11 protein-coding genes are annotated in these 13,950 nt (G+C 47.7%); 4 read left to right on the top strand and 7 right to left on the bottom strand.

The features are described 5' to 3' along the window. Positions 1 to 582 precede the first annotated feature (582 nt). The 6 genes from ACMA1I_RS21585 to fucP all read right to left on the bottom strand — a co-directional run bounded on the left by ACMA1I_RS21585 (position 583) and on the right by fucP (position 6,444). Positions 583 to 954: a hypothetical protein gene (locus tag ACMA1I_RS21585; protein WP_337070563.1), complete on the bottom strand. Its 372-nt coding sequence runs from the start codon at positions 952 to 954 to the stop codon at positions 583 to 585. Positions 955 to 1,265: 311 nt separating this feature from the next. Continuing rightward, on the bottom strand, positions 1,266 to 2,282 hold the full coding sequence (locus tag ACMA1I_RS21580) for a zinc-binding alcohol dehydrogenase family protein (RefSeq protein WP_337070562.1): 1,017 nt from the start codon (positions 2,280 to 2,282) through the stop codon (positions 1,266 to 1,268). Positions 2,283 to 2,363: 81 nt separating this feature from the next. Beyond that, entirely contained in the window at positions 2,364 to 3,197 is an 834-nt protein-coding gene (locus ACMA1I_RS21575; RefSeq protein ID WP_337070561.1) for an amidohydrolase family protein, read from the bottom strand. Continuing rightward, positions 3,184 to 4,041, bottom strand: a complete 858-nt coding sequence (locus tag ACMA1I_RS21570) for a fumarylacetoacetate hydrolase family protein (protein WP_337070560.1) — start codon at positions 4,039 to 4,041, stop codon at positions 3,184 to 3,186. The genes ACMA1I_RS21575 and ACMA1I_RS21570 overlap by 14 nt, the downstream gene beginning before the upstream one ends. Before the next feature lie 250 nt (positions 4,042 to 4,291). Further along, the gene (locus ACMA1I_RS21565; RefSeq protein WP_337070559.1) at positions 4,292 to 5,056 is read right to left on the bottom strand and encodes an SDR family oxidoreductase; all 765 of its coding nucleotides are present in this window, start codon (positions 5,054 to 5,056) and stop codon (positions 4,292 to 4,294) included. Positions 5,057 to 5,100: 44 nt separating this feature from the next. Next, entirely contained in the window at positions 5,101 to 6,444 is a 1,344-nt protein-coding gene (gene fucP, locus ACMA1I_RS21560; protein WP_337070558.1) for an L-fucose:H+ symporter permease, read from the bottom strand. Between the two features lie 385 nt (positions 6,445 to 6,829). Here fucP and ACMA1I_RS21555 point away from each other — a divergent pair, with 385 nt between their 5' ends. Further along, positions 6,830 to 7,336 (top strand): DinB family protein, encoded by a 507-nt coding sequence (locus tag ACMA1I_RS21555; protein WP_414703963.1) that lies wholly within the window; start codon positions 6,830 to 6,832, stop codon positions 7,334 to 7,336. 1,304 nt (positions 7,337 to 8,640) lie between these two features. Here ACMA1I_RS21555 and ACMA1I_RS21550 read toward each other — a convergent pair. After that, positions 8,641 to 9,738: an o-succinylbenzoate synthase gene (locus tag ACMA1I_RS21550; RefSeq protein WP_337070554.1), complete on the bottom strand. Its 1,098-nt coding sequence runs from the start codon at positions 9,736 to 9,738 to the stop codon at positions 8,641 to 8,643. 341 nt (positions 9,739 to 10,079) lie between these two features. On the opposite strand from ACMA1I_RS21550, the gene egtB reads away from it, so the two are divergent. Genes egtB through ACMA1I_RS21535 form a run of 3 tightly spaced genes read left to right on the top strand, consistent with a single transcriptional unit; the run spans position 10,080 to position 13,482 of the window. After that, positions 10,080 to 11,348: an ergothioneine biosynthesis protein EgtB gene (egtB, locus tag ACMA1I_RS21545; protein WP_337070553.1), complete on the top strand. Its 1,269-nt coding sequence runs from the start codon at positions 10,080 to 10,082 to the stop codon at positions 11,346 to 11,348. A gap of 27 nt (positions 11,349 to 11,375) precedes the next feature. After that, complete coding sequence (gene egtD, locus ACMA1I_RS21540) at positions 11,376 to 12,362, top strand: L-histidine N(alpha)-methyltransferase (protein WP_337070552.1); 987 nt, start codon at positions 11,376 to 11,378, stop codon at positions 12,360 to 12,362. A gap of 4 nt (positions 12,363 to 12,366) precedes the next feature. Further along, on the top strand, positions 12,367 to 13,482 hold the full coding sequence (locus ACMA1I_RS21535) for a pyridoxal phosphate-dependent aminotransferase (RefSeq protein ID WP_337070551.1): 1,116 nt from the start codon (positions 12,367 to 12,369) through the stop codon (positions 13,480 to 13,482). The last annotated feature ends 468 nt before the right edge of the window (positions 13,483 to 13,950 follow it).

Below are 13,950 nucleotides of genomic sequence, written 5' to 3'. Positions count from 1 at the left end.
CACCGAAACCCCATCAACGCCCTGGTCCACATCCTCTCAGGTCTGACCGCCTACACCTTTCTCGACCACAAAAACAAAAAGTTTAACCTCGCCAGAACATTGGCTTAATTCCCGAGTTCACGTTATGCTAAAAGGCTGAAGCAGAGAAGGCAAATATTAGTAGAATAAACTAAAGCGGACAAGCTATAAGTTGAAGAGGTATACAGAGTTTAAGCACAACAGCATAAGGGCCCTTGTTGTAAAACAGAGCTATCAATACTTCAGAAAGGACCTTTTAATTAGCAGCATTATCCCTGCGCTGAAGTAGAGTTTCTTGGGGTAACAAAGTTATTATATGTTGGTAAGGTCTCGATTCTAAGTAACCAGTTGCCATTGAGGCTTTCTCAAAGCAAAACACAGATCTAAAAAGCACAGGCGGGTATAGAAATACCTTCCTATACCCGCCTGTGTACGCACAACTACCAAAGCCCACTGTTACTCCTAGCTTTTTGGCAGGCAATCAGTGGGCATTACTATCTTACTTGGTATGGAATCACTAAATGAGGGCTTGCTCTCATGCTAATGGATAGCAGGCCTACCTTGTCAATCGTTGGTGGCTTTCTCCGCAGCTCGGGCAGCTTTTTTAGCTTTCTTCTCCGCATCGTGTCGGTTTCGCTGCGCCTTAGCCTCCATTTTTGCGGCCTGCTTGGATTGTTTGGCAGCCTCATCGGCATCATCTTGATACTTCTCTGCTTTTTTGGCGTTCGCTTTGGCTCTTCTGGCTTCGGATTTTGTCTCACTCCTAAGTTTCTTAGCCTCTTTTAAACGTTTCTTGTCTTCCCGCTCATTTTCCTTTTCAATCTGCTGCTCTGTTTTCTGCTCCTCCATGGTTTGGTTACTTTGGGCAAAAGAACCGGTGGCAACAAATAATAGCAATCCGGTTACTGTCGATAATAAAATGTTTTTGGTTTTCATAATAAGAGAAAAAATGGTCGCTCACGGTAGCTAAGTCAATTAATACGCTTTAAAAGGAAGTACACATGTGGTATACCGTTATACGTTTCCGGCAGCAGAAAAACCAGATGTCATGTTATTATATTTAGTTAGAATACCTGCAAAGGCAGCTGCCATACAGGTTAAAACAATTAACTTCTAAAAAGAGGCCTGATTAGTATGCAGGTGCATACAGGCAGTGCATGGAGAAGGCAATAAAAAGCCAGTGCCCCGGTCAGACATCATAAGTCCGGCCGGGGCACTGGCAAAAGATTGAGTTAAATTAAGAGATACTAATCTAGCTCTACCATGGCTTTTATTACACCATTGGCAGGATCTAACCAACTAGCAAATTCATCTTTTACCTGATCAAACAATACACGGTGTGTGATATAAGTGGTAGGTTCTACCAGCCCTTTTTTCATGCTGGCTACCACATGCTCAAAATCCTGTCGGGTGGCGTTCCGGCTGCTCATGAGTGTAGATTCGCGTTTGTGGAACTCTGGATGGCTAAAGCTTACCTCCCCTTTCTGCAGCCCCACCATTACGTAACGGGCCCCATGAGCCATATACTGAAAGGCATTGTTGATGGCGCGCTGGCTACCTGTTGCATCTATTACCACAGTGGGCATATCGCCATTCGTGATTTGCTGCAGTTGCTCTGTTACATCGGGCGAGAGGGCATTTACGATGTGCTGCACCTTTAGTTTGTCTTTACAAAAGTTGAGGCGAGCGTCGTTTATGTCCATGGCTATAACCTGGGCGCCTGCAATGCGGGCAAACTCCATAATGCCAAGGCCAATGGGGCCTGCTCCTATTACCAGCACAAACTCACCTGGCTGTACATCGGCTCTGCGTACTCCGTGCGCTCCTATCGCCAATGGCTCCACCAGCGCCAGCTCATCGAAGCTGAGGCCTTCGCCGTGCACCAACGAGTAAGACGGAACCGACAAATACTCGACCATACCGCCATGCACGTGCACGCCACACACTTTCATTTGTGTACAGCAATTTGATTTGCCGGCGCGGCAGGCAACGCAGGTACCACAGTTAAAGTAAGGAATAAATGTAACGGCCTCCCCTTTTTCAAAGCCAGGTGCATTGTCGAAATCAACCAGCTCACCGGCCAGCTCATGCCCTAGTATGCGCGGGTACTCAAAGAATGGTTGCGTGCCTTCGTAAGCATGCAGGTCGGTACCGCAAATGCCGATGCGCCTGATCTTAATAATGGCATGTCCTGGGGTAAGGGCAGGCTTCTCTCCGGTCGCATAATCAAACTGCTTGGGAGTGGTACAAACTAAAGTTTTCATGAAACGCTTATAATATAGAATGTCTTTATCAATATAAAAGAGCACCTGCCTGTAGAAACCTATATGGTCCTCTTTAAAGTGCTAGGCCAGTTGGTAGAAAGTCGTGGCATTACCTCCAAAAAAGGCCGCCTGCTCCTCCTTACTATAAGAAGCAAAATAATCCTGCACGATACCCAGCATCTCCTCGTAGGCACCTGCCACCAGGCATACAGGCCAATCGGAACCGTACATTATGCGGTTAGGCCCAAAGGCTTCTACCACCGTATCGAGGTACGGGCGGAAATCTTCCTTCTTCCAGTTTTTCCAGTCTGCCTCTGTTACCATGCCTGATATCTTGCAGAACACCTGTTCATGCTGTGCGACTGCCTGCATATCCTGTTTCCAGCCATCCAGCTTTTGATCTTTGATATAGGGTTTGGCTAAATGGTCGATCACGAAGGGCTGGTCCGGAAACTCTGCCACAAACTCTTTAGTGTAAGCCAACTGATCCGGGAAAATAAGGACATCGTAGGTGTAGCCAAATTTCTGGAGTCGGGCTATTCCTTTCCGGAATTCCGGCGTCAGCATAAGGGCGCGGTCTTCGGCCCCTTGCAATATGTAGCGAAAGCCTTTGAGCTTTTTGTGCTGCGTGTACTCTTCCAGGCGCTGCTCCAGGTCATCGGCAAAAAAATCAACCCAACCAACAACACCTTTTATAAAATCGTGATGTGCGGCTTGCTTCAAAAGGAAATCGTTTTCGAACTCCGGCTGGGCCGACTGCACCAATACACAGCCATCAAAGCCATTTTGTTGCAGCACCGGCTTCAGATCTTCCGGCAGAAAATCACGCTGGATTACGGCCATATCTTCGTTTATCCAACTATCTCGAACCGGATCGAATTTCCAGAAGTGTTGGTGAGCATCAATTCTTAGCATACGCCTTCACAATTTGTTTGGAGATGCCAAGGCCCTCGATGCCTAATTCCACTTCGTCGCCTGGTTTTAAATAAACCGGAGGGTCGAAACCAAGGCCAACTCCGGCTGGAGTGCCTGTAGAAATAACATCGCCAGGAAGCAAGGTCATAAACTGGCTCAGGTAAGAAACCAGGTGCGGTATTTTAAATATGAAGTTGGAAGTATTGCCATCCTGCATCATTACGCCGTTCACTTTCAGCCACAGGCGCAGGTTGTCTACATCAGCAATTTCGTCTTTGGTAGCCAGGAAAGGACCCATTGGAGCAAATGTATCGCAGCCTTTGCCTTTGTCCCAGGTGCCGCCACGCTCCAGCTGGAATTCGCGCTCCGACACATCATTGTGCAGGCAGTAACCAGCTACATAGTCCATGGCTTCTTCTTCGCTCACATAGCTTGCTTTTTTGCCTATCACAAAGGCCAATTCTACTTCCCAGTCTGTTTTTACAGAGTTCTTTGGGATGATAACATCGTCGTTAGGACCAACCAGGGCGGTGGTAGCTTTAAAGAAAAGAACCGGCTCTGAAGGCACCTTGGCATTCGTTTCGCGGGCATGGTCGGCGTAGTTAAGGCCAATGCATACAATTTTAGAAGGGCGAGCAAAGGGGCTGCCCAGGCGGCTCCCTTCCGGTATGCGGTTTAGTTTGCCTTCATTGTTCTTAACAAATTCTCTTAAGCGGCTGAGTCCATTCGTCTCAAAAAAACGTTCGTTGTAATCTTCGCCAAAGGCAGAGGTATCATAGGCTACGTCATCCAGAAGTATCCCTGTTTTTTCCTCGTTTAATTCTCCGTATCTTATTAGTTTCATAGTAGTGATTACGCCATGCCAGCGGCACAGCTATTATTTTATTAGTAAATATCTTGTTATCTGGTAAAGATAAAGTGGTAATCTAAGGAAAGCACCTGCCAGGCCGATTATTTTTTCTATCTCCAAATAGAGAGTTATTTGGGCCAGTTTATTCTAGCCTTGGCCAGCTTGTAACTCTTATTCGTTACCAGTAAATTATTCTAATGAAAAAGCCCTTCCAGAGGTTCTGGAGGGCTTGAGGCCTAAGGGCCTAGTTATTCAGTTTTATAAAGCCACCATCTATAGGGTAGTCGTTGCCTGTAATAAAAGAGGCCTCATCAGAGCAAAGGTACAAGATCAGTTTCGAGATCTCATCTGGCTTTGCCATTCTGCCAATCGGCTGTGTTTTGGAAAGTTTCTGGAACATTTCTGCCTCCTGGCCCGGGTAGTTTTTAGCTAAAAAACCATCAACAAAAGGCGTGTGTACCCGGGCAGGCGATATGCTGTTGCAGCGGATGTTGTCATGTATGTAATCTTTTGCTACCGACATCGTCATGGCCTGTACGGCACCTTTGCTCATGGAGTAAGCAAAACGATCCGGGAGACCAATAACAGCGGCAATCGACCCCATGTTGAGGATGGCACCGCCTCCGTTTGCCTGCATAATTGGGATGGCAGCAAACAGGCAGTTGTATACACCCTTCACGTTTACCTGGTACACGCGGTCAAAATCCTGTTCGGTAGTAGTGTCGGCTTTGCCAATATGCGATATTCCCGCACTGTTAACCAATATATTAATAGTGCCTATGCCCTGGAATATTTGCTGCACCTGCTGTTGATTGGTTACATCGCAAACATGCGCCATGGCCTGGCCGCCGGCTGCTTCTATTTCTGAAACGGTCTGTTGTGCCTGTTCCTGGTTCAGGTCCAGCACATGTACCCTAGCACCTTGCCTGGCAAACGTAAGGGCAACGGCTTTTCCGATGCCACTACCTGCTCCTGTTACAAGGGCTACTTTCTCTGTTAATTCAAACATAAGGTTATAATAGACTTTGAATTTAAGTTCAAGGAATTTGCGCCCTACTTCACTGCCTTCACTTGAGGCGACTGGGGCTGATTGGTGGCTCCTGCAACGCCAAGGCGTTTGTTAAGCGCTTCGTCGTGCCTGCCTGCAATAATGGCGTAGAGCACAATAAGAAGAAAGCAGGCCAAAGGTACATAAAACGAAATGCTGATGCTCTGCGTTAGGTCAGACACATACCCCTGCACCGCCGGAATAGCCGCACCACCTAATATGGCCATAATCAGGCCGGAGCCACCTATTTTAGTGTCGGCGCCTAAACCTCTAATGCCTAGGCCATAGATAGTAGGGAACATAAGCGACATACAACCTGAAATGCCGATCAGGCCATACACGCTCACCATACCGCTTCCGAATATCACCATCAAGGTACATCCAGCGGCGGCCAGTGCTGTGATCATAAGTAAGGTAGCAGGCTTTATAAAACTCATAAGCCCGGTAAAGATAAACCTTGATACCATAAACAGTAAGAGTGCGCCCATATAATAGTTAGAAGCGCTGTCTTCGTTGAGGCTGAGCTCCTGCATGACGTAGCGAATAGTGTAAGACCAAACACAGATCTGAGCACCTACATAGAAGAACTGTGCTACTACCGCCCACACATAGTGCGGCATTTTCAGGAGCCTGGAGAAGGTAGAAGCCAGCTCCAGTTTGGTGTTACCGTCAGACGCTTTAGGCATATTGGTAAACTTTACCACCAGCCAGAGCACCATCAGAAAAAGGGCCACGCCTACATAAGGCCCCATTACGGCCGTAAGCTCGTCTGATTGAACGGCAGCAAGTTCCGCATCAGTCATAGCGCTACGCTCCTCGGCGCTCGACAGGTTAAGCTGCGACAAAATAAACAGTTTGCTTAGCAACACTCCGGTTATAGAGCCAATAGGGTTAAACGATTGTGCCAGGTTAAGGCGCCTGGTACCAGACTCTTCCGGCCCCATGGCTACTATATAGGGGTTGGCAGCCGTTTCCAGAATAGAGAGCCCACCAGCCAGCACATAAAGCGCAATCAGAAAATGCCCGTAAGCCATGGTAATACTGGCTGGGTAAAACAGCAGCGAGCCTAAAATAAACAGCCCCAGCCCCAGAAGCACACCTGTTTTGTAAGTATACTTTTTTATGATAATGGCTGCAGGCAAAGCCAGGCAGAAGTATGAGCCGTAAAAGGCAATCTGGATCCAGGAGGTTTGAAAATCGGACATGCTCATGATGCGCTTAAAAGCCGCCAGCAGCGTATCCGTCATGTTATTGGCCAGGCCCCACAAAAAGAAGAGGCTCGTAATCAGCATAAAAGGCCAGGTGGTGCCCCTGCTGAACAAGGAGGCTTTGGGTGCAGAACTACTCATGTCTTTGGTTTAGGATAAAGCAGATTTATAAAATTACAGATTTATAATGTTTTTATTGTTGCGCAGGCCAAAGTTTTAAAGATGAAACCATGTCTTAAAGCAACACCGAGGAACCGGATTTATCTGCTTACTAGTTACAAACAATTGTTTGTTTATCCAAAGGAAAGCAATTTAAGCAGGCATAGGCTCTACCTTATTAGCATGTTATTATAAAATTTTAACATCTTCTTTTAAACGCCCCGCTCTGCCTCCTGTAATTGCCTGCCCCAGCCATTCCTGCTGGCTAATATGGATTTATCAAAAATAAGGCACCTGCTGCTTCCACTACTGCCATAGGGCTGTCAGTGGTGCGGGTTTACTTTGCCCTGTAAACAAAAATAATGCAATGAACATGATAAACATCTTTCTGCAGGAGCTGGAACAGGAGGCTCACACAACTAAAAAAATGCTGGAACTTGTTCCGGTCGATAAATTTGATTGGCAGCCACACCCCAAAAGCATGACGCTGCAACGGCTGGCAACGCATGTGGCAGAGCTGCCTGGGTGGATCGGCATGACCTTTCAGACATCGGAGCTTGATTTCGACAACAACCCTTATGAACCGGAGGTTGTGAGCAGTAAAGCTGAGCTGATGGCGTATTTCCAAAGAAGGCTGGAGGAAGGGCGGCAACAGCTCCGACAGGCAACCGAGGCCCAGTTAGCAGACTCATGGCAAATGATTGAAGGCGGGCAAGTTCAGTACCAGGCTACCAAAGGAGAGGTTATCCGAATGGCTTTTTCTCAAATCATTCACCACAGAGCCCAGCTGGGCGTGTACTTACGCCTGCTCAACATACCTATACCGGGTAGCTACGGCCCCAGCGCCGACGAATTAATTTCCATGGCTAAATAAGCTTACAGAAGCTGGTGCTCTCCTGGGAGAGCACCAGCTTTTTTCGCCCTGCCAAAAATTTGCTCTGCTTTTTGAATTCCGCTAATAAAAAATGCCTTCCAGAGCCTTATCCAATCCATTTTGGTTTAGACTTGTCTTAGCTTGGCAGCTGCCTTGCCCCTCCTCCTTTGCCGGACCTTTTTATTTTACAATTGCCACTTTACGGTAAACATCCCTCCGGAAGCACCATTCAAAAATTATTACCGTAAATATAATAGTTGTTCTGCGGCTCCCCCCATTGCAAACCGCTGATCTACATAGCCCTTCGTTTGTCTGCCTTCAGGTAGCAGATACATTAAAAAATCTTTTATTTCTAATATTGAATCTTTTAATTAACTGCCCCGTAAAACCACTCGTTTTGTATCTGGCCTACCCTCGGCAAGGCTTTTTATACTTCTCCTGGTTACAGAAATTCCTTAAAACGAGCTGGAACCGCCATTTTATTGGCAAAGCATATTTTGCGCAAAAATTTTAATTCAATTTTTACTTAAGTTAATTTTAAATTATTGTAACATGAAAAAACTCTTATTACTCCCGATATTCTTTGCCCTCATCACGTTTACTGGCTGTAAAGACGACGAACCAAACCCAAACGTAGAAACAGCCCTGGATAAAGAATTGAAAGGCGAGTGGTCGAATTACCAAATGGTGGCGGTGTATGTAGATGGTCAGGACCAGGTAGCACACACCGATACTTCTAAAGCGGAGGTGATTCACACCTTCAACAAGCCCAACATGAAGATTTACCATACGGTTTCGAAAAGCGAGGCAACTGTAAACTATGCTCTTCCCGACACCAGCGCTACACGCTACATTGTGCTTACTAACGACCTAATGGAACAGCACGTGTATGAAATTAAAAGCCTGACCGACACCGATATGGTATGGGAAAGGGTGGTGCGTTATGCAAGCTACAAANCAACTGTAAACTATGCTCTTCCCGACACCAGCGCTACACGCTACATTGTGCTTACTAACGACCTAATGGAACAGCACGTGTATGAAATTAAAAGCCTGACCGACACCGATATGGTATGGGAAAGGGTGGTGCGTTATGCAAGCTACAAATCTGGCGGAACCAATATTACCTCCCGGAGAGGCACCTTTACTTATAAATTCAGAAGAAAACAGTAAACAAAGTATAACTGTCTTATACAAAAAAGGATGCCCACCAGCAATTGCTGGTGGGCATCCTTTTTTGTATAAGACAGTTATAGAGCAATTATTGTAATAAAAACAGCCTTGCGGAGCCATTTAGCTGCTTTTTAGAGCAAGGCCTGCGCAGGCAAACTGCCCCAGTTCTGTTCCTGCTGCCTATACCAGAGTTGCCCCTGCTCTATCTGCAGCGGAGAATGAATGTTGTTGTGGTACAGCTGACCGGTACCCAAACCCTGTGGCGCCGTAATATCATAATTGGCAGTAAACTGACTCACGGCGTTCAGGCCTATGTTCGACTCCAGGGCAGAGGTAATCCACCAGCCAATACCGCGCGCTTCTGCTAACTCAATCCAATGGGCGCTTGCCTGGAGCCCACCTATCAGCGTTGGTTTTAAAATAATATACTGTGGCTTTATCTCCTCCAGTAGTTTTTTTCTGGCCTCAGGCTGTTGCACGCCAATTAATTCTTCATCAAGGGCAATGGGAACAGGTGTATACGCGCATAGCTGGGCCATTTGCTCTACTTGCCCCTGCCGGATGGGCTGCTCTATAGAGTGCAGTTCGTACCGGGCCAGCCGCTCCAGTTTCCGGAAAGCCTCCCCTGGTTTAAAGGCGCCGTTAGCATCTACCCGAATGGTAAGTTCTGCTGCGCTGGCCGTGCTCCGAATACTTTCCAGTAATTCCAGTTCCGTAGCAAAGTCGAGGCTGCCGATTTTTAGTTTCAGACAGGTGTAGCCCTCGGTGAGTTTCTTTTTTATCTGCTCCTGCATAAAACTTTTGTCCCCCATCCAGATAAGACCGTTAATCGGGATGCCCCTTTCGCCATGGCTAAAGGCGTTGGTGTAAATTTTGCGCTTGCCCCCGTGCTTTAAATCCAGCAGGGCAGTTTCTAATGCAAAGCGTACAGAAGGCCAATCCTCCAGTTCCAGCTCTGTTGCCAGCTGTGTTCCGTTTGCTTCTGTAAGCTCGATCGCTGCAGTCTGGAGCTGCTGCATGAGCCATTGTAACTTCTGGGGCAGGTTTGGGCGGTAATCTACACTCAGCCCGGCCAGAGGAGCGCATTCACCTATGCCTACCAGGTGCGGCTTATCAACCTCCCACAATTGCAGGTAATAAACCTGGTGCTCCGCAATGGCACCCCTCGAGGTACGGGCATCGAACTTAAAAAATAGCGTATGGGGAATTACCTGTAACTGATAGTGCATAACAAAAAAGAAAAAGCAACCGGTGCAGCAAAAGATTAGCCGGATTCTCCAGCTCCTGTAAAACTAAAAACATACGTATAAAGTAAACAATGATTTTAGAAAATTACCTGGGGCCGACATACATTAAATAAGACGAACACCAGGAAGGCCTGTTAGTACATCCTGAAAAAGAGCTCCAAACATGGCTGTAACTTACATGAGGCAAGTGCCATATAAACCCAAAAAGCCTCCGGAAGGCACTTTTCATTTAAATAATTGAGGCAAAGCACCAACATACAACTTTTGCCCTGCCTATCGGTTATAAAACTGTAAACAAACCCTTTCTATTCCAATCAGATTATATGAACACCACGATAGCACCCGAACCACTTGTGAGCCTGGAGCGTTACCAGGATATACGGGCCCGCACAGAAAAAATTTGTCAGCCGCTGGAGCCCGAAGATACGGTAGTGCAGCCAATGGTAGATGTGAGCCCACCTAAATGGCACATGGCGCATGCTACCTGGTTTTTTGAAACCTTTGTGCTGGAGCCGCATCTGCCCGGTTATAAACTGTTCCATCCGAGCTACGGCTTTTTATTTAACTCCTATTATAACACGGTTGGCAACAGAGTGCAGCGCGATGCCCGCAGCACTCTTACCCGTCCGCCCTTGCGCGACGTGTATGCCTATCGCCAGCATGTAGACGAGCACATATACCAGCTCCTGCAGGTGCTTCCTGAGGAGCAGTTGACCAACCTGATGCCTCTTCTGGAGCTTGGCCTCCAGCATGAGCAACAGCACCAGGAACTCCTGATTACCGACATTAAATATATTCTGAGCACCAACCCGCTACTACCCGTTTACAAGCCAGGCCCCCAAAAAGCACCCACAACGCCCGCCATGGCAGCGCAGTTTATGCAAGTTCCGGGAGGTATTTACACCATCGGGTACCAGGGCGACGGTTTTTGTTTCGATAACGAGCAGGGCGTACATGAGGTACTGTTGCCAGAGTTTAAGGTAATGAACCGGCTTGTTACTAACGGGGAGTACCTGGAGTTTATGCAGGATGGCGGCTACAGCGACTTCAGGCACTGGCTCGACGAAGGACTGGCTATGATTAAAACAGCCGGACTCAAGGCCCCGCTTTATTGGGTGGAGCAGGAAGACGGTTGGTACCAGTTCAGCCTGCACGGTCTGGTTAAAATAGACCTACACCAACCGGTTTGCCATATTAGTTTTTACGAGGCCAATGCCTATGCCACCTGGGCTGGCAAACGCCTGCTCACCGAGTTCGAATGGGAGGCTGCCTCACAGGTATATGCCCCAACCGGCGGAAACTTTGTAGAGTCGGAGTTGCTGGAGCCAACTGCCGCAAAACCTGGCGGGGCCGGCCTGCAACAACTTTATGGCGATGCCTGGGAGTGGACCTACAGTGCCTACCACCCCTACCCCGGCTTCTCGAAAGCTCCCGGTGCCTTGGGTGAGTACAACGGCAAGTTTATGCTGAACCAGATGGTGCTCCGCGGAGGTTCCTGCGCCACCCCACAGAGCCATATCCGTACCACCTATCGTAACTTTTTTCATCCTGATAAACGCTGGCAGTACAACGGTATCAGACTGGCTCAATAATTTATGAAAACATCAACAAATCGACCCTTGCCACTAGTAGAATTACATAAAGAACCAGACGGAAGCGACAATAAGGCTGCTTTTGCTAAAGACGTAAACGAAGGCCTGAGCAAAAAAGCTAAAAGCCTTTCGTCGCGCTACTTCTACGACAGCAGAGGCAGCCAGCTTTTTCAGGACATTATGGCTTTGCCGGAGTACTACCTCACCCGCTGCGAGTTCGAAGTGCTCACCGACCAGAAAGAAGCCATCGCCACACACGTAGGCGCAGAGGGCTTTTTTCACCTGATCGATCTGGGTGCAGGCGATGCCCTTAAAACTAAGATCCTGCTGCGGGAGCTGAGCGAGCAGCAACGTAGTTTCGACTATGTGCCTGTAGACATCTCGGGCCATGCTATGCAACAACTCACGCAGCGCCTGCGCCAGGAGCTACCGCAGGTGCAAGTGCAGGCTGTGGTAGGCGAATACTTTAAGGCGTTGGAGTGGCTACAGGAAAACAAGTCGGAGCGCAAGGTGGTGTTATTTCTGGGGTCTAACATTGGCAACTTTAACCCCGACGAGAGCCTGGCGTTTTTAAAAGTAATCAGAAGCTACCTCGGCAGCGGCGATAAGCTACTCATGGGCATGGACCTCCGCAAAGAACCAAAAACTATTTTGCGGGCGTATGACGATGCCTCGGGTGTAACGGCAGCCTTTAACCTGAACCTGCTCCGACGAATAAACGAAGAACTGGGTGGCAACTTCGACCTTCAGCAATTTAGTCACTATGCCAGCTACGATCCGCAGGCTGGCGCCATGCGGAGCTACCTGTTGAGCAGAAGAAAACAGGAGGTTCACATAGAGGCACTCAATAAAAAATTCACGTTTGGAGCATGGGAAGCCATTCATACCGAAAACTCACACAAATATTCGCTGGAACAAGCCCGGGAACTGGGGCAGGCGACCAACTTCAGCATAGAATCTGTGTTCTTAGATAAAAACGAATATTTTGCGGATATACTCTTTGCCGTTGACTAAACCTATGACAGACATCAATCTCGCCTCCGGGGCAAGTTATTTCCGAAGCCCGGCACCTGCCATTCGCACAGCTATACAAGCACTGGAAGCAGGTGCAACAGGTCATGGTACCGCTGAAGGCATACCGGAACTGCGCGCCGCACTTGTAGAGCGGTACCGGCAAGAGGCCATTGACATTACGCCGGAGCAGGTGCTTATAACGCCAGGAAGTAAACAAGCCTTGTTTTACCTGTTCACGGTTTTGCTGCAGCAAGACTCCAATGAAGTGGTAGTTCCTACTCCTGCCTGGTTTGGCTTTCAGGAGCTAATGGGCTACTGCAAAGGCAAAATGATTCAGCTTCCTACCACGGCTGCATCAGATTTCAGCCTCCCGACAAGTGCCTTGCGCCAGGTGTTAAATGAGAACACTCGTATTTTGCTGCTTACAAACCCGGGCAACCCTACAGGCCGTGTTTACAGTAAACAGGAACTGGAAGAGCTGCTGGAGGTTACCAAAGAATATCCAAACCTTTATGTAATATCAGATGAAATTTATGACTTTGTTACTTACGATGGGCCTTTTACTAGTGTCCTTGCCTGCGAAGGGGATAAAGAAAGAGTAGTTGTTGTAAACGGGTTTTCTAAGTCCTTTGCCATGTCGGACTGGCGCCTTGGCTACCTGGTGGGGCCACAGGAGTTGGTAAAGAGATGTACTGCTTTTCAGGCAGCCACCATTGCAGGAGTAAGCAAGTTTCTGCAAAAGGGCGCTATAGCCGCCATACAGGAGCGCGATCAGGTACTGCCATCTATGCTGGAGGTCCTGCAGGAAAACAGAACACTTATGGCATCCGGCCTTAAAGAAATTCCGCACCTACCGTTCTTTGTGCCGCAGGGAGCTTATTATTTTTTCCCAGATTTCAGTCATTACCTTCCTTGCTCCACCCCAACCAGCCATATACTCAACAGCAGCATAGAACTCTGCGCTTACCTTACAGAAATTTATAAGCTACAGCTATCGCCGGGCGATTTCTTTGGATTACCCGGCCATGCCCGTATGTCGTTTGCCGTAGAAAGAGAAGTGCTCGCCGAAGCCCTGAGCAGGTTAAAAGAAGCGCTGGCAGGTTTAATCCAAAGCGAATAAGCTTTTGCCCAAAACATGAAAGAGGATGTTCGTGCAAGTATCGGGCATCCTCATTTCTTTTACTGCTTTATCACCTTGAAAATGGGATTTAAAATAGGCTTTTGGCAGTCAACATCAAACTAATTATTGGATCAGCTATAGCAGTCAGTTACCCAATAAAAACCACAGCACCTGTTACCATAACCTCTTTCACACTAATTGATGCAGCTAGTCATTGGGAACTGGTTATTTCTATTAGTCACCGCTCTAATAGATTATTCTAATAAAAAAGGCCTCCCGGAGGTACTTCTGCTCGTAATGCCCTTAGCCTCAGCCTGGTTAGTGCTAGTTTCAGGCACATTGGCTGCGGTACTCATGTTTACAAATACCTTGTAAGAAAGCATCTTAAACCGCGAGTTTGAGTTGAATTTGAGGAAGGCGCACCCCTCCCACCTGACCGACTACAAGAAAATCAGTTCTACCTGCCAC

Source organism: Pontibacter sp. 13R65 (genome assembly GCF_047525655.1).
Classification (GTDB): domain Bacteria; phylum Bacteroidota; class Bacteroidia; order Cytophagales; family Hymenobacteraceae; genus Pontibacter.
Note: the sequence above shows the minus strand (reverse complement) of the source record. Positions and strands in the feature narration are given on the sequence as shown.

Excerpts from the sequence above, each read along its gene's own strand:
- egtB (WP_337070553.1), top strand. The coding sequence starts at position 10,080 with ATGAACACCACGATAGCACCCGAACCACTTGTGAGCCTGGAGCGTTAC.
- ACMA1I_RS21555 (WP_414703963.1), top strand. The coding sequence starts at position 6,830 with ATGAACATGATAAACATCTTTCTGCAGGAGCTGGAACAGGAGGCTCAC.
- ACMA1I_RS21575 (WP_337070561.1), bottom strand. The coding sequence starts at position 3,197 with ATGCTAAGAATTGATGCTCACCAACACTTCTGGAAATTCGATCCGGTT.
- ACMA1I_RS21565 (WP_337070559.1), bottom strand. The coding sequence starts at position 5,056 with ATGTTTGAATTAACAGAGAAAGTAGCCCTTGTAACAGGAGCAGGTAGT.
- ACMA1I_RS21580 (WP_337070562.1), bottom strand. The coding sequence starts at position 2,282 with ATGAAAACTTTAGTTTGTACCACTCCCAAGCAGTTTGATTATGCGACC.
- ACMA1I_RS21535 (WP_337070551.1), top strand. The coding sequence starts at position 12,367 with ATGACAGACATCAATCTCGCCTCCGGGGCAAGTTATTTCCGAAGCCCG.
- fucP (WP_337070558.1), bottom strand. The coding sequence starts at position 6,444 with ATGAGTAGTTCTGCACCCAAAGCCTCCTTGTTCAGCAGGGGCACCACC.
- ACMA1I_RS21550 (WP_337070554.1), bottom strand. The coding sequence starts at position 9,738 with ATGCACTATCAGTTACAGGTAATTCCCCATACGCTATTTTTTAAGTTC.
- ACMA1I_RS21585 (WP_337070563.1), bottom strand. The coding sequence starts at position 954 with ATGAAAACCAAAAACATTTTATTATCGACAGTAACCGGATTGCTATTA.
- ACMA1I_RS21570 (WP_337070560.1), bottom strand. The coding sequence starts at position 4,041 with ATGAAACTAATAAGATACGGAGAATTAAACGAGGAAAAAACAGGGATA.